Raw genomic sequence first — 18,793 nt, forward strand, 5'->3', positions numbered from 1 at the left:
GCATGACTGCGCTCAATCGTGTCCCGTCGCTGTGGACCCGGGCCGGTACGGCCTCGGCCCTCACCATCGCCGCCGTCGGCGGCAGCCTCGTGGTCCCCGGCGCCGCATCCGACGCCGCCGCGGCCACATCGGCGACGAAGGCGCTTCAAATCGCGGCCTCCAAGAAAGGTGCCCCGTACAAGTACGGCGCGACGGGGCCGCGCCGCTTCGACTGCTCCGGGCTCACGCTCTACTCGTACAAGAAGGCCGGCAAGAAGCTGCCTCGTACGGCCGCGGCGCAGTACAACAAGACCAACCACGTCTCCGCCTCGCACCGCAGGGCGGGAGACCTCGTGTTCTTCCATTCGGGCCGGAACGTGTACCACGTCGGCATCTACGCCGGGAAGGGACGGATCTGGCACTCCCCGAAGACCGGGGAGGTCGTGAAGCTCACGAAGATCTGGACGAAGAGCGTCTGGTACGGCCGGGTCGGCTGACCGGCTCCCTCCGGGGGCGGCGGCGGGCGCCGCCGCCCCCGGAGGGCGTGACCATGGCCGGAAACGGATACTCGTCCGCCCATGGACGACCGACACCCTCGATCCGCGCGGAACGAGACGCCCCCGGAGCGCGCCGACCGCAACTTCGCCGAGCTGCTCCAGGAGCTGCGCGTCGTCCAGACCGGCGTGCAGATCCTCTTCGCCTTCCTGCTGACCCTGGCGTTCACCCAGCGGTTCCCGACCCTCGACACGGTGCAGCGCGTCACGTACGTCACCACGCTGCTGCTCGCCGTGCTGGCCGCCGCGCTCTTCGTGGCCCCGGCGGCCCTGCACCGGTCGCTGTTCCAGCAGAACGCCAAGGCCACCATCGTGCGGGTCTCCTCCCATCTGGCCACGGCCGGGCTGTGCGTCCTGATGCTGGCGTTCACCGGCTCCGTCCTGCTCGTCGTCGACGTGACCCTGGGCAGGGGCGGCGGAATCGCCGCGGCGGCGGGCACGCTGGTCGTCTGCGCGGCGCTGTGGGGCGTCCTGCCCCGGCTCGTGCGGCGCGCCCTCCGGGCGAAAGGGGCTCCCTCGGGGACCCGGGAGCACGAAGGTCCGGGCCGGCGCCCGTGAGGGCCGCCACGGCCCCCGGCGGCGCGGCTGCGGGGTGGCGGTGTCAAGGTTCCCGGCCCGGCGTCACCGGCCGGGCCGGGAGGGACCACGGCAGCTCGATCACGACCGTCTTGCCGCCCTCGCGGGTGGGCCGCACGCTCAGCCTGCCGCCGCACTCGGCGGTCAGCCAGCGGATGATGACCAGTCCCCGGCCGTTGTCCTGCTGGACGGCGGCGGGCAGTCGCTTCGGGAACCGCGGGTGGCTGTCGGTGACTCCGATGCGCAGCTGTTCGTCACGCTCGAGCGCGACGTCCACGGTGAAGGTCGGAGACTGCCCGAGGGTGTGCTGGACGGCGTTGGTGGCGAGCTCGGACACGATCAGGCGTACGGTCTCGGCGGCCTCCGTGCCACTCGGCAGGCCCCAGTCGGCGAGGACACCGATGACGTAGGTCCGGGCCGCGCAGACCGATGCGGGATCGCTCGGGAGAGTGACGGATGCTTCCTGGTGATCTGCCATGGCGACGTCGTCCCTTTCCCACGGGACCCGTAGTCCGACACGGAGCGGATGATTCGAGTACGGTCCCGGACCGGTGCTTCGCGCCAGACTGCCATCGCCGCACCCGTCGCGGGCGCGATCCACCGGGATGTGCATATATCTGTCGCTCGATGCGGTGAACTCCACGCGAACGAGCCCGTTCGGCCGGGCACCGGGCGCATCCTCTACCGTCGCCGGGGACGCCGCTCACCGGGCGGAAGGAGGCGGCCATGCGACACGGTCCAGCGGTGCGGCGCCGCAAGCTCGGCGCCGAACTGCGCGCCCTGCGCGGCCGGGCGGGGCTCACCAGCGGCGAGGCGGCCCGGCTGGTCGGCTGGCACCAGTCGAAGGTCAGCCGGATCGAGACCGGCACCAGCGGCGCCAAGCCGCCCGACGTACGGCGGCTCCTCGACGCGTACGGCGTCCAGAGCCCCGAACTGCGCGAACTGCTCGTCGCCCTGGCCGGCTCCGACGGCGACGGGCGCCACTGGTGGCACGCCTACCGCGGCGTGCTCCCTCCGGCGTACCGCGACTTCATCAGCCTGGAGTCGCAGGCGAGTGCCATGCGCACACTGGAGACCTGCGTGGTGCCGGGCCTGCTGCAGACGCCGGAGTACGCCCGCGCCGTCACCCGGGCCGCCGTGGAGGGCCTGGAGGACGGCAAGCTGAACGCGCTGGTGGAGGTGCGGCTGGCCCGGCAGGACGTGCTGCGTTCGCATCCGCCCCTGGAACTGAGCGCCGTGCTGGACGAGGCCGTGCTGCGGCGGACCGTCGGCGGACGCGCGGTGATGCGACGGCAGCTGGAACGGCTCCTGGTGGCGGCGCGCCTTCCGCACGTACGGCTCCAGGTCCTGCCGTTCGCGTCCGGAGCCCACGTCGGGATCAGCGGCCCTTTCGTTATCTTCTCATTTCCGAACACATCTGATCTGGATGTGGTTGTTCTTGACCACATGACGAGTAGCTTCCACCTCGAACGGAAAGAAGACCTCCGGGCCTACACCGAGGCCTTCAACACCCTTCGGGCGCACGCTCTTTCGCCCGGGGACTCCGTGGACTACATCGCCGCGATACGTGACGGCGCGTGAGGAGGCATCATGTCGGCACCGCCTCGGTCCGTACGTTCCAGTACGTCCCTGCACGGCGTGCGGTGGCTGCGCAGCAGCCGCAGCACCGGAATGAACAACTGCGTCGAGACCGCGCGACCGGGGCCGGGCCCGTGGGCCGGGCTCGTGGCCGTCCGCGACTCGAAGAACACCGCGGGACCCGCCCTGCTCCTCGCCCCCGCCGCGTGGGAGCAGTTCATCGCCGCACTGGGCTGATCCCCCCACCGGGGACGGCCCCCGCCGTGTTCACCTCGTCCGGCTGATCACCCGTACGGCGTGCTCGATCTGGTCCTCCGTGAGATCGGCGCGGGCGGTCAGCCGCAGCCGCGAGATGCCGTCGGGCACGGACGGCGGGCGGAAGCAGCCGACGGCGAGACCCGCCTTCCGGCAGTCGGCCGCCCAGGCCACCGCCCGCTCCGGGGACGGCGCCCGTACGGACACCACCGCCGCGTCCGGCCGGACCGCTTCGAGGCCCTCGGCCGTCAGGCGGGTGTGCAGGGTCGTCGCCACCCGACGGGCCCGCGCGGCCCGGTCCGGCTCGCGGCGCAGCAGGCGCAGCGCCGCGAGGGCCGCACCCGCGGCGGCCGGCGCGAGGCCGGTGTCGAAGATGAACGTCCGGGCCGCGTTGACGAGGTGGTCGATGACCGGTGCGGGCCCGAGCACGGCGCCGCCCTGGCTGCCGAACGACTTGGAGAGCGTGACGGTCACCACGACGTCGGGCGCGCCCGCGAGGCCGGACGCCCGCGCGGCGCCCCGGCCGCCGTCGCCGAGCACGCCGAGGCCGTGCGCGTCGTCGAGGACGAGTCCCGCGCCGTACTCCCGGCAGGCGGCGGCGAGCCCGGCCAGCGGTGCCGCGTCCCCGTCCACCGAGAAGACGGTGTCGGAGACGGCGACGGCGGGCCCTTCGTGGGTGCCGAGGGCCTTGCGGACGGCCTCCGGGTCGGTGTGCGCGACGACCTGTGTCGTCCCGCGGGCCAGCCGGCAGCCGTCGATCAGCGAGGCGTGGTTGCCCGCGTCGGAGACGATGAGGGAGCCGTGCGGCGCGAGCGCGGTGACGGCGGCGAGGTTCGCGGCGTAGCCGGAGGAGAAGACGAGGGCGGACTCGAAGCCGCAGAAGGCGGCGAGTTCGCGCTCGAGTTCACCGTGCAGCTCCGTCGTGCCCGTGACCAGCCGGGAACCGGTGGCGCCGCCGCCCCAGCGCCGCGCGGCCTCCGCCGCGGCCTCGGTGATCTCCGGATGCCGTGCCAGCCCGAGGTAGTCGTTGCTCGCGAGGTCGAGGAGCGGCGACTCGGCGGGGCGCGGGCGCAGCGTGCGGACCAGACCCGCCCGGCGGCGCCGGTGCGCCTGCTCGTCGATCCATGCGAACGGCGATCCGGCCATGCTGGAGCCTCCGGGCCCTGTCGTTTTGTAGGCAATGGACAGACCCTAGCCGCCGGGCCCGCCGCCCAGGATGTGGCAATACCCACACCTCGAACGGTCTCTGTTGTGCAAACTCTCCTTGGCCCCGGGCGGTCGCATAGGCCAGGATCGACCCTCATGGACCTGCTGAACACGCTGGTGGACAAGGGGCTTCGGCGCGAGCTGCCGACCCGGGACGAAGCTCTGGCCGTGCTGGCCACGTCCGACGACGACCTGCTCGATGTGGTGGCGGCGGCGGGCAAGGTGCGCCGGCACTGGTTCGGCCGACGGGTGAAACTCAACTATCTGGTCAACCTGAAGTCGGGGCTGTGCCCCGAGGACTGCTCCTACTGTTCGCAGCGGCTCGGGTCGAAGGCCGAGATCCTGAAGTACACCTGGCTCAAGCCGGACGAGGCCTCGCAGGCCGCCGCGGCGGGCCTGGCGGGGGGCGCCAAGCGCGTCTGTCTGGTGGCGAGCGGGCGCGGCCCGACGGACCGTGACGTCGACCGGGTGTCCGACACCATCAAGGCGATCAAGGACCAGAACGAGAGCGTCGAGGTGTGCGCCTGCCTCGGGCTGCTCTCCGACGGGCAGGCCGAGCGGCTGCGGGAGGCGGGCGCGGACGCCTACAACCACAACCTGAACACGTCCGAGGGGACGTACGGGGAGATCACGACCACGCACACGTACGCCGACCGGGTGGACACGGTGCACAAGGCGCACGCGGCCGGACTGTCCGCCTGCTCCGGTCTGATCGCGGGCATGGGCGAGAGCGACGAGGACCTGGTCGACGTCGTCTACGCGCTGCGTGAGCTGGACCCCGACTCCGTTCCGGTGAACTTCCTGATCCCGTTCGAGGGCACTCCGCTCGCCAAGGAGTGGAACCTGAGCCCGCAGCGCTGCCTGCGCATCCTCGCGATGGTCCGCTTCGTCTGCCCCGACGTCGAGGTCCGCATCGCGGGCGGGCGCGAGGTCCATCTGCGCACGATGCAGCCGCTCGCGCTGCACCTCGCCAACTCGATCTTCCTCGGCGACTACCTCACCAGCGAGGGCCAGGCGGGCAAGGCCGACCTGGAGATGATCGCGGACGCCGGGTTCGAGGTGGAGGGCGCGGGTGAGGTCACGCTCCCCGAGCACCGGGCCGCGGCCGGTGGCTGCGGGGCCGCGGAGGGCGCGGGCTGCGGCTCGCACGGCTCCGCGGGCTGCGGATCCCACGAGACGGCGGGCTGCGGCTCGCACGAGAGCGGCGGGGTCTGCGGGTCCGCGCCCGCGCCCGCGCCGCAGGCGAGTGAGGCGCGGACGGACCTCGTCGCGGTGCGCCGGCGGGGCGCCGGAACGGACCTCGCGCCCAATGCCTGAGCTGTCCGTGCCGGAACTGCTCGACCTGGACCGCCGGCACGTCTGGCACCCCTACGGACCGATGCCGGGCCGGCAGGAGCCGCTCGTCGTGGAGGCGGCGAGCGGCGTGCGGCTGAAGATGGCCGACGGGTCGGGTGAACTGATCGACGGGATGTCGTCCTGGTGGGCGGCGATCCACGGTTACAACCACCCGGTGCTGAACGACGCGGTCCGCGGCCAGCTGGAGCGCATGAGCCACGTCATGTTCGGCGGGCTCACCCACGAGCCGGCCGTACGGCTGGCGAAGCAACTTGTCGATATGTCACCCGAGGGTCTGGAGCACGTCTTCCTCGCCGACTCCGGTTCGGTCTCGGTGGAGGTCGCCGTGAAGATGTGCCTCCAGCACTGGCGTTCGCTCGGCCGCCCCGGCAAACAGCGGATGCTGACCTGGCGCGGCGGCTACCACGGCGACACCTGGCAGCCGATGTCGGTGTGCGACCCCGACGGCGGGATGCACGGGCTGTGGCAGGGAGTGCTCCAGCGGCAGGTGTTCGCGGACGCTCCGCCGGTGGCGTACGAGGAGTCGTACGCGGATCATCTGCGCGACCTGATCGAGCGGCACGCGGACGAGCTGGCCGCGGTGATCGTGGAACCGGTGGTGCAGGGCGCGGGCGGGATGCGGTTCCACTCCCCCGCGTATCTGCGGGTGCTGCGCGAGGCGTGCGACGCGCACGACGTGCTGCTCGTCTTCGACGAGATCGCGACCGCGTTCGGCCGCACGGGCACGCTGTTCGCGGCGGAGCACGCCGGTGTGACACCGGACGTGATGTGCGTCGGCAAGGCGCTGACCGGCGGCTATCTGACGATGGCGGCGACGCTGTGCACGGCCCGGGTGGCCGACGGCATCTCGCGGGGCGAGGTCCCGGTGCTCGCCCACGGGCCCACGTTCATGGGGAACCCGCTGGCGGCGGCCGTGGCCTGCGCCTCCATCGACCTGCTGCTCGGGCAGGACTGGCAGAGCGAGGTCAAGCGCGTCGAGAGCGGGCTGCGGGAGGGACTCGCGCCCGCCGCGGAGCTGCCGGGCGTACGGGACGTGCGGGTGCTCGGCGCCATCGGCGTGATCCAGCTGGACCACGCCGTCGACATGGAGGCGGCGACCCGGGCGGCTGTGCGCGAAGGTGTGTGGCTGCGGCCGTTCCGGGATCTCATCTACACGATGCCGCCGTACGTCACGAGCGACACGGATCTGGCACGCGTCACCCGCGCGGTGTGCGCGGCGGCACGGGAGGGATGACATGCGGGACACACCGGTACTGGTGATCACGGGAACCGGCACGGAGGTCGGCAAGACCGTCACGACCGCCGCCGTCGCTGCGGCCGCGCTCGCGGCCGGGCGGTCGGTGGCGGTGCTCAAGCCCGCCCAGACGGGGGTGGGGCCGGACGAGCGCGGGGACGCCGACGAGGTGGCCCGGCTCGCCGGCCGGGTGACGACACTCGAACTCGCCCGCTATCCCGAGCCGTTGGCGCCCGCGACGGCGGCCCGCCGGGCCGGCCTCGCGCCGGTGCGGCCCAAGGAGGTCGCGGACGCGGCCACCGAACTGGCCGCGGATCACGACCTCGTCCTGGTCGAGGGCGCGGGCGGCCTGCTCGTACGGTTCGACGAGGCGGGCGGCACGCTGGCGGACGCGGCGCGGCTGATCGGCGCGCCGGTGCTGGTCGTCGCCTCGGCCGGTCTCGGCACCCTGAACACGACCGAGCTCACTGCCCACGAGCTGCGTGTTCGCGGGATCGACTTCGCGGGCGTCGTGATCGGCAGCTGGCCCGACTCCCCCGATCTGGCGTGCCGTTGCAACCTGGCCGACCTTCCGGAGGTGTCCGGGGCGCCGCTGCGCGGAGCGGTGCCGGCCGGAGCCGGTTCGCTGACCCCGGCCGACTTCCGTGCCGGGGCGCCGGGCTGGCTGTCACCCCGCCTGGGCGGTACCTGGGACGCGGACGCGTTCACGGCCGGCGAGGCGCCGTAGCCCCCGGCCCAGGAGCCGGGGGTTCACAGGCTCCACCGGCGCAGTTCGCGTTCGATGTCCTGGACCGAGGCCTCGCCGCTCTTCACCAGGCGGGCGAGGTCGCGGACCTGCTCGGGCGAGATGACGACCTTGATGCCGTCGGCGACGAGATAGCCGTACGCGACGGCGGAGGCGAACAGCGCGTTGGACCGCTCCAGGGCCGGTACGTGCAGCAGGAGTTGGAGCAGCGCCGCGGCGCGGGCCTGCGGGCTGTCGTAGACGGGGGTGCCGAATATCTCCGCCTCGTGCCGGCTCACGGCGGCGACGAGGGCGCCCCAGTCGGTGACCTGGGGATCGCCGGGCGTCTTCCGTTCGGCGATCATGAGGAGCCAGGCGAGATCGATTCTGAGGTGGCTCAACGGATCAACGACGACCTTCGCGCTTGCCCTCACGCTCCGCGCCGAACTCCTCGGCGAAGACGGTCTCGTACTGCTTCATGAAGTCGGCCGCGGCGTCCACGAACGTGTGGCCCGCCTCTCCGGCGTCCTGTCTGACCAGCTCCTCGATGTAGCGGTTCACGCTCATGCCGCGCTCCAGGGCACGCTCCCGGGCGGCCCGGGCGGTGCCCTCGTCCACCCGAACGTTCAGCTGGGTCTTCGCCATACCTCGAAGCTAGCGCCGAAGCGCTAGCAGCGGCAAGGGCGCGCGGCGTCCACCCGGAGGTGGAAAGTGCCCCCTACACGAGTGTCGGGGGCCAGACCTGGGGCGGAGGGCGTCCGGCACTTCGGGAGGATATCGGGTGTGCCCCCGGTCACCCTAAGCTCGGCCGGGACGAAGGAGCCGGCACGTCGATGACCCGGGAGGCGGCCTTGTCCATACCCGCAGCGGAGCGTACCGCCGGGCCGGCGGACGCCGACGGGACCGCGGCCCGCGCCCGCGCACTGACCAAGGCGTACGGCTCCGGCGAGACGACCGTGCTGGCTCTCGACTCGGTCGACGTGGACATCGCGCGCGGCCGGTTCACCGCCGTCATGGGCCCCTCGGGTTCGGGAAAGTCCACGCTCATGCACTGCCTGGCCGGTCTCGACACCGTCTCGGCCGGTCAGGTGTGGCTCGGGGACACCGAGATCACCGGCCTGAAGGAACGCGAACTGACCCGCCTGCGCAGGGACCGGATCGGCTTCATGTTCCAGTCGTTCAACCTGATCCCGACGCTGAACGCGGCCGAGAACATCACCCTGCCCATGGACATCGCCGGGCGGAAGCCGGACCAGCAGTGGCTGGACCGGGTCATCGGCACGCTGGGTCTGCGCGACCGGCTGAAACACCGTCCCGCGCAGCTGTCCGGCGGACAGCAGCAGCGCGTCGCCTGCGCCCGCGCGCTCGCCTCCCGCCCCGAGCTGATCTTCGCGGACGAGCCGACCGGCAATCTCGACTCGCGCGCCGGACTCGAGGTGCTCGGGTTCCTGCGCGAGGCGGTGGACGACCTCGGGCAGACGGTCGTCATGGTCACGCACGATCCCGGCGCCGCCGCCCACTCCGACCTCGTGCTCTTCCTGGGCGACGGGCGGATCGTGGACGAGATGGCGCGGCCGACCGCGGAGACCGTGCTGGAGCGCATGAAGCGCTTCGACTCGGCTCGCACCGGCTCCACCGACGGGACGGGCGGCGCGCCCGTGGTGCCGGCGCGACGCGACTCAGGCGCGGAGTCCGCCGACCATGACAGGCCTTCCGGCGGCGGTTCTGCCGACGTGACCCCCGACAAGGACTGAGGCGGTCGTGCTCAAGGCGACTCTGCGGAGCTTTCTCGCACACAAGGGGCGGCTGCTGCTCTCGGCGCTGGCCGTCGTGCTGTCCGTCGCGTTCGTCGCGGGCAGTCTGATCTTCTCGGACACCGTCACCCGCACATTCGACCGGCTCTTCGCCTCGACGTCGGCCGACGTGACCGTCTCCCCCAGGGAAGATCTCGAGTCGCGGATCCCGTCCGGAGCGACCCCCACCGTGCCGGCCTCGCTCGCCGACCGGGTGGCGGAGGTCGACGGCGTGGCGAGCACGCACGGCGACGTGTCCGTGCAGAACATCACCGTCGTCGACAGCGAGAACGAGTCCGTCGGACCGACCACGGGCGCGCCCACCATCGCCAACGACTGGTTCGTCAACGACCGCAGCCCGGTGAAACTGACGTCGGGGCACGCGCCGCGGGGTCCGAAGGAGGCGCTGCTCGACGCGGACACCGCGCAGAACAAGGACGTGCAGATCGGCGACACGCTGACCGTGCTCGCCCGGCCCGGGTCGTTCAAGGTACGGGTCGTCGGAATCGCCACCTTCACCACCACCAACCCCGGGGCCGCACTGCTCTATCTGGACACGCGCACCGCGCAGTCCGAACTGCTCGGCCGGACCGGCGTGGTCACCAGCGTCTCCGTGATCGCCTCACCGGGGGTGGGCGACGCCGCGCTCAAACAGCGCATCGCCGCCGAACTCGGCACCGGCACTTACGAGTTGCAGACGGCCGACGAGGAGGCCGAGTCGGCGGCGGCCAGACTCGGCGACTTCCTCGACGTGATCAAGTACGTGATGCTCGGCTTCGCCGGGATCGCGGTTCTCGTCGGGGTCTTCCTGATCGTCAACACGTTCTCCATGCTCGTCGCCCAACGTACGCGCGAACTCGGCCTGTTGCGGGCTCTCGGAGCCGACCGGCGGCAGGTGCGGCGGTCCGTGCTGACCGAGGCGGCGCTGCTCGGCCTGGCCGGTTCGACACTCGGACTCGCCGCCGGGATCGGTCTGGCGGCCGGACTGATCGAGCTCATGGGCGTGTTCGGCATGAACCTGAAGTCCACCGAGATGGTGATCGGGTGGGCGACTCCCGTCTCGGCGTACGCCGTCGGGGTGGGCGTCACCTTCCTGGCCGCTTATCTCCCGGCCCGCCGCGCGGCGGGCGTCTCACCGATGGCGGCCCTGGCCGACGCCGAGATCGCCGGGGTGGGGCGGCCGCTGCGGACGCGCGCGATCGTCGGCACGGTCGTCGGGGTGGCGGGTGCCGCCGCCCTCGTGGGCTGCGTGACGGCGACGAGGACCTCGTCGGCGGCGTCCCTGCTGGCCCTCGGCGTCGTCCTCACCCTCGTCGCGACCGTGATCGCCGGCCCGCTGCTCGTGCGGCCCGTGATCCGGGTGCTGGGCGCGGCCTTCCCCGCCCTGTTCGGGTCCGTCGGCCGGATGAGCCAGCGCAACGCGCTGCGCAACCCCCGGCGCACCGGGGCCACGGCCGCCGCCCTGATGGTGGGTCTCGCCCTGGTCGGCGGGATGTCGGTGGCAAGCGCCTCCATGAGCAAGTCGTTCGACCAGCAGATCGACAACACACTGGGCGCCGACTTCGTCGTGCAGAACAGCAACTTCCTGCCGTTCCCGCAGGAGATCACCGAGAAGGTCCGTGCCACCGACGGCGCCGGGCTCGTCGTACGGCAGCGGTTCACGCCGGTGGCGGTGCGGCTGCCGGACGGCGAACGCGTCGAGACCACCGCCGCGGCCTACGAGTCCCGGCTGGACGACGTCGCCCACGTCAGCTACGCCCGGGGTGACACCGCGGCCGCCCTGGCCGAGGGCCACCTCGCGATGGACGCCGGGTTCGCGAAGGACCACGGCGTGCGGATCGGCAGCAGAATCCCCGTCGAGTTCCCGGGAGGGCGCGGAACCGAACTTCAGGCGGCCGCCTTCACCGACCAGGACTCCGCCGAGGGCTTCGGCGTGCGGGGCGGCCTGTACTTCGGCTTCGCGACGATCCAGAAGTACGTGCCCGACGGCCAGGACTCCGCGCTGTACGTGAACGCGGCGGCCGGCACCGACGCGGACGAACTGCGCTCCGGCCTGGAGAAGACGCTCGACCCCTATCCGCAGGTCCAGGTGCGTGACCTCGCCGACTACAAGAAGCTGATCCACGACCAGATCGCCGTACTCCTCTACCTCGTGTACGCGCTGCTCGGCCTCGCGATCGTCATCGCCGTGCTCGGCGTCGTCAACACCCTCGCCCTGTCGGTCGTGGAACGCACCCGCGAGATCGGCCTGCTGCGCGCGATCGGCCTGGCCCGCCGTCAGCTGCGCCGGATGATCCGCCTGGAGTCGGTGGTGATCGCCGTGTTCGGTGCGGTGCTCGGACTCGCGCTCGGTCTCCTGTGGGGGCTGTGCGTGCAGCAGGTGCTCGCACTCCAGGGCATGACGGCGCTCGCGATCCCCTGGACCACCATCGTCGCGGTGGTGGTCGGCTCGGCGGTCGTGGGCATCGTCGCCGCACTGCTCCCCGCGCTGCGCGCCTCCCGCATGAACGTCCTGGCGGCCATCGCGCACGAGTGAGGGGGGGGCGAGCCGGTCGCGGACGGGTGAAGGGGAGCGCGCCGGTCGCGTACGAGTGGAGGGGAGCGCGCCGGTCGCGTACGGGTGAAGGGGAGCGTGAGCGTTCCGCGAGCGCGCGTCCGGATCGTGGAATCCCCGTTTCACCCACGAAGGCCCGTGGTGGGATCGCGGCATGACTGATCTGCGGATACGGGCCGCGACGCCTGACGACCTGGACACCGTGCTCGCCTTCTGGACGACGGCGGCCGAGGGCACGAGCATCAGCGACGACCGGGACGGCGTGGAAGGGCTGGTGCGCCGCGACCCCGAGGCGCTGATCCTCGCGGAACGGGACGGGGAACTGGTCGGCACGGTCATCGCGGGCTTCGACGGCTGGCGCTGCCATCTGTACCGGCTGGCGGTGCACCCGTCACGGCGGCGCCTCGGGATCGGCTCGGCGCTCCTGGCCGCCGCCGAGGAGCGGTTCGTGCGGCTCGGCGGACGCCGCGGGGACGCGATGGTGCTGAAGCGGAACGAGACGGCGCATCATGCGTGGCGCGCTGCGGGGTACACGCCCGAGGAACACTGGCGCAGGTGGGTCAAACCACTGCCCCGGTGATTCACTTTGCCGATCCTTTACTATTGGTAAGATCAGCCGTCCTCCCGCATGGAAAGGTGTGAGCGTCCGCCCATGGGCGAACCTCCCGGTCAGCGGCACTGCCGTCCTCCCGGTCTCCGACATCGCGCGATCCCCCCGCCCCTGGCCGACCATGGGACGGAGGTGACCCAATGACCGAAGTGCTCCTTCTCCTGGTGGCGATCCTGCTCTCCGTGGCCTGTGGTGCCTTCGTCGCGGCCGAGTTCTCCCTCACCACGATCGAGCGCGGCGAGCTGGAGCGCGCCGTCGAGCGCGGCGAGCGCGGCGCGGCCGGTGCGCTCAAGGCCGTACGGAACCTGACCTTCCAGCTGTCCGGCGCGCAGCTCGGCATCACGGTGACCAACCTGGTCGTCGGCATGCTCGCCGAACCGTCCATCGCCAAGCTGATCGCCGGCCCGCTGGAGGCCGCGGGCGTGCCCGCGTCGGCGTCGCACTCCGTCGCCCTGGTGCTCGGGACGGCCCTGTCGACCGTCTTCCTGATGGTCGTCGGCGAGCTGGTGCCCAAGAACTGGGCGATCTCGTCGCCGCTCGCCGTGGCCCGGCGGGTGGCCAGCCCGCAGCGCTGGTTCAGCGCCGCGTTCCGCCCGTTCATCACCCACCTGAACAACACCGCGAACCGCCTGGTGCGCCGTTTCGGCATCGAACCGGCGGAGGAACTGGCCTCCGCGCGCGGCCCCAAGGAGCTGGTGGCGCTCGCCCGTCACTCCGCCAAGGCCGGCGCCCTGGAGCCGGACACCGCCGAACTCTTCGTCCGCACGCTCAACCTCGCCGACCTCTCCGCGGAGAACGTGATGACTCCGCGCGTCCAGGTCATCGCCCTGGACATGCAGGCGACCTGCGAGGACGTGGCGAACGCGACGCGGGCGACGGGCCTGTCCCGGTTCCCCGTGTACCGCGGGAACCTCGACTCGGTGGTCGGTGTGGTGCACATCAAGGACGTCCTGACCGTGCCCGCCGGCCACCGGGCGCGTACGTCCGTCTCGCACATCACGCGCGAGCCCCTCTTCGTACCGGAGTCGCTGACCGTCGACCGGCTCCTGGACCGGCTGGCAGTCAAGCGCACGATGGCCGTCGTCATCGACGAGTATGGCGGTACCGCGGGCGTCGCCACGCTCGAGGACATCGTCGAGGAGGTCGTCGGGGAGGTGCGGGACGAGCACGACCCGCACGAGACGCCCGACCTGGCCCCGGCCGGCACGGACCCGGACGGCCGCACGCTGTACTCCGCCGACGGGTCGGCCCGCACCGACCAGCTCGCACGGGTCGGCCTGCGGGTGCCGGACGGGCCCTACGAGACGCTGGCCGGCCTCGTCGCCGCCGAGATCGGCCGCATCCCGGCCGTCGGCGACACCGTCGAGGTGGCCGGCTGGCTGCTCGACGTGACGGACGCCTCCGGGCGCCGCGCCGCCCGCGTACTGCTGCACGCGCCGGACGGCGGGCACCGTGCCGAGGAGAAGGAGGGGGCGCGATGACCGTCGTACAACTGCTGATCGGCCTGGCCACGCTCGTGGTGAACGCGTTCTTCGTGGGCGGCGAGTTCGCCCTGATCTCGGTGCGCCGCAGCCAGATCGAGCCGCACGCCGAGGACGGTGACCGCCGGGCGCGCAGCGTGCTGTGGGGCCTGGAGCACGTGTCCGCGCTGCTGGCGGCCGCGCAACTGGGCATCACTCTGTGCACGCTGGTTCTCGGCGTGGTGGCCGAACCGGCGATCGCGCACCTGCTGGAGCCCGTGTTCCACGCGGTCGGTGTCCCCGCCGGCGCGGGGCACGCGGTGTCGTTCGTCATCGCGCTCACCGTGGCGACCTACCTGCACATGCTGCTCGGCGAGATGGTGCCGAAGAACGTCGCGCTGGCGGAGCCGGTACGGACCGCGCTGCTGCTCGGGCCGCCGCTCGTCGCGCTGGCCCGGGGACTTCGCCCGGTGATCTTCGCGGTGAACGCCTTCGCGAACGGGATTCTGAAGCTGCTCAGGGTGGAGGTCAAGGACGAGGTCACGGCCACGTTCTCGGACGACGAGCTGGCCCGTCTGGTCGCGGACTCCGGCGAGGCCGGCCTCATCGACGACCGGGCCAGGGAGCGGCTGCACGACGCCCTGGAACTCGGCCGCCGACCCGTGCGGGACGTCGTGCTTCCGCTGGAGAGCGTGGTCTACGCGCGCGTGGGCGTCACTGCCGAGCAGTTGGAGCGGCTGTCCGCCGAGAGCGGGTTCTCCCGCTTCCCCGTGGTGGACGACGGCCGCCGGATCGTCGCCTATCTGCACGTCAAGGACGCGCTCGACGTGATGCCGCGCGACCTGCCGTTCGCGGTCCGGGACATGCGCCCCATCGCGCGGGTCCGTGAGGACACCCCGCTGGACGATGTCCTGACGGCCATGCGCAGGAGCCGCACGCACCTGGCGGCGGTACTCGGCGAGGACGGGCGCCTGTCGGGTCTGGTGACCATGGAGGACGTCCTGCGGGAGCTGTTCGGACAGCCCGTGTAGCCGGTGCGGGACCGGCGTACGCCGGTGGTGTGCCCGCCCGGGCGGAGCCCGGCGCATGGGTGCGCTGATACGTGCGGTCGGCCCGTCTGGTCTCCGGTCGGCGCATCGGTGGTTGCGGGGCCGCCCGGTGACGCCGTCGCTTGGCGTGGGGCGGCGGCCCCGGGGCGACACGGTGTCCGGCGCCGTACCCCCGGGCCCGCCCCCGCCGTACCGCCGGGCAGCCCGGCCCCGCCGGTCGGCCGCCCGTGGCGGCAGGGCGACCGACCGGCGGGTATGGAGCCGCGTTACCATCGCTTTCGCCATGCAGACGAATCCCACCTACTCCAGCCTTGTCGCGGTCGGCGACTCCTTCACCGAGGGCATGTCGGACGTGCTGCCCGACGGCTCGTACCGGGGCTGGGCGGACCTCCTCGCCGCCCGGATGGCCGCCCACACGCCCGGCTTCCGGTACGCCAATCTCGCGGTGCGCGGCAAGCTGATCCGGCAGATCGTCGACGAGCAGGTGCCGCTGGCCTCCGCCATGGAACCCGACGTCATCACGCTGGTCGGCGGTCTCAACGACACGCTGCGGCCCAAGTGCGACATGGGCCGGGTCCGCGCGCTCCTGGAGGAGGCCGTCGAACGGCTCGCCCCCTCGTGCAAACAGCTCGTGCTCATGCGCAGCCCCGGCCGCAACGGCCCGGTACTCGAACGGTTCCGGCCGCGCATGGAGGAGCTGTTCACCTGCATCGACGACCTCGCGGCCCGGCACGGCGCGCTCGTCGTCGACCTGTACGGGGCCGCCTCGCTCTCCGACCCCCGCATGTGGCACGTGGACCGGCTCCATCTCACGTCCGAGGGCCACCAGCGGGTCGCCGAGGCGGTCTGGCAGTCACTCGGCTACGACCCGCAGGACGCGGACTGGCACGCGCCGATACCGCCCACCCCGCCGCCCGGCTGGATCGCCCGCCGCACGGCCGACGTCCGTTTCGCCCGTCAGCATCTGCTGCCGTGGATCGGACGCCGGCTGACCGGCCGCTCGTCCGGCGACGGGCTGCCGGCCAAGCGGCCCGACCTGCTGCCGTGGGAGAGGCCGGACGCGTAGGCGGGACACCTCAGGCCGGGAGGGGCCGGACGCATAGGCGGGACACCTCAGGCCGGGAGGGGCCGACCCGGGCGGGACGGGAGGCACCGTGCCCGCCGCCCCACCACGGACTCGTAGCTTCCGACGAAGAACCCCGCGGCGCTGGCCTGCACGAATCGCCAGTAGAATCCGTACACGTGACTGCCGCGCCTGCAAAGCCCCGCATCCCGAACGTCCTCGCCGGACGCTACGCCTCCGCCGAGCTCGCCACGCTCTGGTCCCCCGAGCAGAAGGTCAAGCTGGAGCGTCAGCTCTGGCTCGCCGTGCTCCGGGCCCAGAAGGACCTCGGGATCGAGGTGCCGGACGCCGCCCTCGCCGACTACGAGCGCGTGCTCGACCAGGTCGACCTGGCCTCGATCGCGGAGCGCGAGAAGGTCACGCGGCACGACGTCAAGGCGCGGATCGAGGAGTTCAACGACCTCGCCGGGCACGAGCACGTGCACAAGGGCATGACGTCCCGGGACCTCACGGAGAACGTCGAGCAGCTCCAGATCCGGCTCTCGCTCGAACTCGTGCGCGACCGTACGGTGGCCGTGCTGGCGCGTCTCGGCAAGCTGGCGGGCGAGTACGGCGAGCTGGTCATGGCCGGCCGCTCGCACAACGTGGCCGCGCAGGCCACGACCCTCGGCAAGCGCTTCGCGACCGCCGCCGACGAACTGCTCGTCGCCCACGCCCGGGTCGAGGAACTGCTCACCCGCTACCCGCTGCGGGGCATCAAGGGCCCGGTCGGCACGGCCCAGGACATGCTCGACCTGCTCGGCGGCGACGCCTCGAAGCTCGCCGACCTGGAGCAGCGCATCGCCGGGCACCTCGGCTTCTCGCAGGCCTTCACCTCCGTCGGCCAGGTCTACCCGCGCTCCCTCGACTACGAGGTGGTGACCGCGCTGGTGCAGCTGGCCGCCGCCCCGTCCTCGCTGGCCAAGACGATCCGGCTGATGGCAGGGCACGAGCTGGTCACCGAGGGCTTCAAGCCGGGCCAGGTCGGCTCGTCGGCGATGCCCCACAAGATGAACACGCGCTCCTGCGAGCGCGTCAACGGCCTGATGGTGATCCTGAGGGGCTACGCCTCCATGACGGGCGAGCTGGCGGGCGACCAGTGGAACGAGGGCGACGTGTCGTGCTCGGTCGTGCGCCGGGTCGCACTGCCGGACGCGTTCTTCGCTCTGGACGGCCTGCTGGAGACCTTCCTGACCGTCCTCGACGAGTTCGGCGCCTTCCCGGCCGTCGTCGCCCGCGAGCTGGACCGCTACCTGCCCTTCCTCGCGACCACGAAGGTCCTCATGGGCGCGGTGCGGGCGGGTGTCGGCCGCGAGGTCGCGCACGAGGCCATCAAGGAGAACGCCGTCGCCTCCGCCCTCGCGATGCGCGAGCAGGGCGCCGAGCGCAACGAGCTGCTCGACAAGCTCGCCGCGGACGAGCGCATCCCGCTGGACCGTGCGCGGCTCGACGAGCTGATGGCCGACAAGCTGTCCTTCACGGGGGCCGCCGCCGATCAGGTGACCGTCGTCGTCGGCCGGATCGAGGAGATCGTGAAGCGGTACCCGCAGGCCGCGGGCTACACGCCGGGGGCGATCCTCTGACCCGGTTCACTCCGGCGGAGCTGGAGGCCGCTCGCGACCGGCTGGTGCCGGATGTCGTCGCGGACGGCCTCCGCGTCCTGTTCTGCGGCATCAACCCCGGCCTGATGACGGCCGCCACGGGTCATCACTTCGCCCGGCCCGGCAACCGCTTCTGGCCCGTGCTGCACCTGTCGGGCTTCACGCCGCGGTTGCTGAAGCCGTCCGAGCAGGACGAGTTGCTCTCGTACGGGCTCGGCATCACGAACGTGGTGGCCAGGGCGACGGCACGGGCCGACGAGCTGACCGCCGAGGAGTACCGCGAGGGCGGCCGGCTGCTCGGCGCCAAGGTGGAGCGGCTGCGCCCCCGCTGGCTGGCGGTGGTCGGCGTCACGGCGTACCGCGCCGCGTTCGACGACCGCAAGGCGAAGGTGGGGCCGCAGGAGCGGACGATCGGGAACAGCCGCGTGTGGGTGCTGCCCAACCCGAGCGGACTGAACGCCCATTGGACGGCCGCGACGATGGCGGAGGAGTTCGCACTCCTGCGGGAGACGGCAGACGCCGGCGTCTAGGCAGCCCGGGGCCGCCCGCACCGCCGCACCGCTCGCCAGGAACCACGGCACGCATGCCAGGAACCCGTGCCACACACGCGCGCCAGGAAACACGGCCCGCGGGTCAGGGCCTACGGCCTGCGGGTCAGGGTGGGTCTATGTCCGTGACCAGGGCCATGAGTTGGAACGGGAGTTCCTTGTCCCACTGGGAGACCCCGAGCGCGACCCAGCGGCCGTGCCGGCCCTCCTTCCAGAGGTGCAGGTCCGGCACGTGCGCACTCAGCGTGCCCCACGGCTCCGGTATCTCCTCCCCGTCGGCCGACCGCTCCAGGACGCTCGCCAGTGAGAAGCGCTGCGGGCTCCCCCACCGGCCGGTGAGCCGCTCGGTGAGTCCGTCCCGGTCGGCCTCGTACTGCTCCTCCGTCTCCTCCCGGCCCGTGCCGTCGTCCTCCCAGAAGTCGCCGCTCGTGGCCAGCTCGGCCAGGTGGTAGCCCGGTCCCCCGGTGCCGACGTCGGACCGGCCGGGTTCCGCGGGGAAGGCCTCGGAGCACAGCCGGTCGATCGTGGCGAGTTGCCGCGCGATGGTCATGCCGTCCAGTAAACCCGCAACCACTGACAATTGGCGGACCGTCAGCCGGTGCGCGCGGGCCCCC

Annotated in this window: 20 protein-coding genes; 15 read left to right on the forward strand and 5 right to left on the reverse strand. The window is 72.3% G+C overall.

Annotated elements, in window-relative coordinates:
• Window positions 1-2 precede the first annotated feature (2 nt).
• Together ACFYP4_RS17515 and ACFYP4_RS17520 are read left to right on the forward strand one after the other, a co-directional pair.
• Window positions 3-476 carry a C40 family peptidase gene (locus tag ACFYP4_RS17515; RefSeq protein ID WP_358853769.1) on the forward strand — a complete coding sequence of 158 codons (474 nt, stop codon included), beginning with the start codon at window positions 3-5 and terminating at the stop codon, window positions 474-476.
• An 81-nt stretch (window positions 477-557) separates the two neighbouring features.
• A complete protein-coding gene (locus ACFYP4_RS17520) occupies window positions 558-1,091 on the forward strand; it encodes a DUF6328 family protein (protein WP_358853770.1) in 534 nt (177 codons plus the stop codon).
• A gap of 43 nt (window positions 1,092-1,134) precedes the next feature.
• Here the strand turns inward: ACFYP4_RS17520 and ACFYP4_RS17525 are convergent, their stop codons facing one another.
• Entirely contained in the window at window positions 1,135-1,587 is a 453-nt protein-coding gene (locus tag ACFYP4_RS17525) for an ATP-binding protein (protein WP_358853771.1), read from the reverse strand.
• Between the two features lie 248 nt (window positions 1,588-1,835).
• Here ACFYP4_RS17525 and ACFYP4_RS17530 point away from each other — a divergent pair, with 248 nt between their 5' ends.
• The gene (locus ACFYP4_RS17530) at window positions 1,836-2,690 is read left to right on the forward strand and encodes a helix-turn-helix domain-containing protein (protein ID WP_388786116.1); all 855 of its coding nucleotides are present in this window, start codon (window positions 1,836-1,838) and stop codon (window positions 2,688-2,690) included.
• Window positions 2,691-2,699: 9 nt separating this feature from the next.
• Window positions 2,700-2,924 (forward strand): DUF397 domain-containing protein, encoded by a 225-nt coding sequence (locus ACFYP4_RS17535; protein WP_358853773.1) that lies wholly within the window; start codon window positions 2,700-2,702, stop codon window positions 2,922-2,924.
• A gap of 30 nt (window positions 2,925-2,954) precedes the next feature.
• Here the strand turns inward: ACFYP4_RS17535 and ACFYP4_RS17540 are convergent, their stop codons facing one another.
• A complete protein-coding gene (locus ACFYP4_RS17540; protein ID WP_388786118.1) occupies window positions 2,955-4,088 on the reverse strand; it encodes an 8-amino-7-oxononanoate synthase in 1,134 nt (377 codons plus the stop codon).
• A 156-nt stretch (window positions 4,089-4,244) separates the two neighbouring features.
• Here ACFYP4_RS17540 and bioB point away from each other — a divergent pair, with 156 nt between their 5' ends.
• Genes bioB through bioD form a run of 3 tightly spaced genes read left to right on the forward strand, consistent with a single transcriptional unit; the run spans window position 4,245 to window position 7,465 of the window.
• Entirely contained in the window at window positions 4,245-5,465 is a 1,221-nt protein-coding gene (gene bioB, locus ACFYP4_RS17545; RefSeq protein ID WP_388786120.1) for a biotin synthase BioB, read from the forward strand.
• Window positions 5,458-6,738 (forward strand): adenosylmethionine--8-amino-7-oxononanoate transaminase, encoded by a 1,281-nt coding sequence (locus ACFYP4_RS17550; protein ID WP_358853776.1) that lies wholly within the window; start codon window positions 5,458-5,460, stop codon window positions 6,736-6,738. The genes bioB and ACFYP4_RS17550 overlap by 8 nt, the downstream gene beginning before the upstream one ends.
• Before the next feature lies 1 nt (window position 6,739).
• Entirely contained in the window at window positions 6,740-7,465 is a 726-nt protein-coding gene (gene bioD / locus ACFYP4_RS17555) for a dethiobiotin synthase (RefSeq protein ID WP_358853777.1), read from the forward strand.
• Between the two features lie 23 nt (window positions 7,466-7,488).
• Here bioD and ACFYP4_RS17560 read toward each other — a convergent pair whose 3' ends face one another.
• Both ACFYP4_RS17560 and ACFYP4_RS17565 read right to left on the reverse strand, forming a co-directional pair.
• A complete protein-coding gene (locus tag ACFYP4_RS17560) occupies window positions 7,489-7,863 on the reverse strand; it encodes a fic family toxin-antitoxin system, toxin component (RefSeq protein WP_358853778.1) in 375 nt (124 codons plus the stop codon).
• 4 nt (window positions 7,864-7,867) lie between these two features.
• Entirely contained in the window at window positions 7,868-8,107 is a 240-nt protein-coding gene (locus tag ACFYP4_RS17565; RefSeq protein ID WP_358853779.1) for a toxin-antitoxin system HicB family antitoxin, read from the reverse strand.
• Window positions 8,108-8,313: 206 nt separating this feature from the next.
• Between ACFYP4_RS17565 and ACFYP4_RS17570 the strand changes: the two genes are divergently transcribed.
• From ACFYP4_RS17570 to mug, 8 genes are all read left to right on the forward strand, one after another.
• The gene (locus ACFYP4_RS17570; protein ID WP_388786123.1) at window positions 8,314-9,216 is read left to right on the forward strand and encodes an ABC transporter ATP-binding protein; all 903 of its coding nucleotides are present in this window, start codon (window positions 8,314-8,316) and stop codon (window positions 9,214-9,216) included.
• 7 nt (window positions 9,217-9,223) lie between these two features.
• Window positions 9,224-11,791, forward strand: a complete 2,568-nt coding sequence (locus tag ACFYP4_RS17575; RefSeq protein WP_388786125.1) for an ABC transporter permease — start codon at window positions 9,224-9,226, stop codon at window positions 11,789-11,791.
• Between the two features lie 172 nt (window positions 11,792-11,963).
• A complete protein-coding gene (locus tag ACFYP4_RS17580) occupies window positions 11,964-12,389 on the forward strand; it encodes a GNAT family N-acetyltransferase (RefSeq protein WP_388786127.1) in 426 nt (141 codons plus the stop codon).
• A 170-nt stretch (window positions 12,390-12,559) separates the two neighbouring features.
• Window positions 12,560-13,900: a hemolysin family protein gene (locus tag ACFYP4_RS17585; protein ID WP_358853783.1), complete on the forward strand. Its 1,341-nt coding sequence runs from the start codon at window positions 12,560-12,562 to the stop codon at window positions 13,898-13,900.
• Window positions 13,897-14,910: a hemolysin family protein gene (locus ACFYP4_RS17590; protein WP_358853784.1), complete on the forward strand. Its 1,014-nt coding sequence runs from the start codon at window positions 13,897-13,899 to the stop codon at window positions 14,908-14,910. The genes ACFYP4_RS17585 and ACFYP4_RS17590 overlap by 4 nt, the downstream gene beginning before the upstream one ends.
• A 301-nt stretch (window positions 14,911-15,211) precedes the next feature.
• Complete coding sequence (locus ACFYP4_RS17595) at window positions 15,212-15,994, forward strand: SGNH/GDSL hydrolase family protein (RefSeq protein WP_388786130.1); 783 nt, start codon at window positions 15,212-15,214, stop codon at window positions 15,992-15,994.
• A 176-nt stretch (window positions 15,995-16,170) separates the two neighbouring features.
• Window positions 16,171-17,613, forward strand: coding sequence for an adenylosuccinate lyase (purB, locus tag ACFYP4_RS17600; RefSeq protein ID WP_358853786.1), 1,443 nt, complete (start codon window positions 16,171-16,173; stop codon window positions 17,611-17,613).
• The gene (gene mug / locus ACFYP4_RS17605) at window positions 17,610-18,161 is read left to right on the forward strand and encodes a G/U mismatch-specific DNA glycosylase (RefSeq protein ID WP_358853798.1); all 552 of its coding nucleotides are present in this window, start codon (window positions 17,610-17,612) and stop codon (window positions 18,159-18,161) included. Before purB ends, mug begins: the two co-directional genes overlap by 4 nt.
• 124 nt (window positions 18,162-18,285) lie before the next feature.
• Here the strand turns inward: mug and ACFYP4_RS17610 are convergent, their stop codons facing one another.
• Window positions 18,286-18,729, reverse strand: a complete 444-nt coding sequence (locus ACFYP4_RS17610; RefSeq protein WP_388786132.1) for a hypothetical protein — start codon at window positions 18,727-18,729, stop codon at window positions 18,286-18,288.
• Between the last annotated feature and the right edge of the window lie 64 nt (window positions 18,730-18,793).

The sequence above is a fragment of the Streptomyces sp. NPDC005551 genome, from assembly GCF_042871785.1.
GTDB lineage: Bacteria > Actinomycetota > Actinomycetes > Streptomycetales > Streptomycetaceae > Streptomyces.